This window comes from Neisseria sp. P0021.S007 (assembly GCF_051956855.1).
In genome coordinates, this window is record NZ_JBQCXA010001081.1 from 1 (window position 1) to 535 (window position 535).

Genomic DNA, 535 nt, shown 5'->3' on the forward strand with positions numbered 1-535 from the left:
CCGGTATCAAGATCAGTAACAGTGATTGTATGGGTACCATCACCATTATCTACAACTTCACCTGTGATGCTGCCACCTTTTTCACCAGTGTCACCTTTTTCACCTTTAGCGCCTGCGGCACCAGTGTCACCTTTTTCACCAGTAGCGCCAGTAGCACCGTCTTTAAGGATGGTAGTAGTGGTATTACCGTTACCGTCTTTGATGGTTACAGTGTGAGTACCGTTGCCGTTGTCTTTAACGTCGGCTTCAGCATTCTTACCATCTTTAATGATAGTAGTAGTGGTATTACCTTCACCATCAGTGATGGTTACAGTGTGAGTACCGTCGCCGTTGTCTTTAACGTCGGCTTTAGCATTCTTACCATCTACACCGTCTTTACCGTCCTTAACGATGGTAGTAGTGACTGAGCCGGTATCAAGATCAGTAACAGTGATTGTATGGGTACCATCACCATTATCTACAACTTCACCTGTGATGCTGCCACCTTTTTCACCAGTGTCACCTTTTTCACCTTTAGCGCCTGCGGCACCAGTGT

Annotated in this window: 1 protein-coding gene; it reads right to left on the minus strand. The window is 46.2% G+C overall.

Annotated elements, in window-relative coordinates; translation table 11 throughout:
• The coding region (locus ACTHUR_RS17635) for a collagen-flanked surface repeat-containing protein (RefSeq protein WP_440400020.1) at positions 1-535 on the minus strand (535 nt) is incomplete at both ends.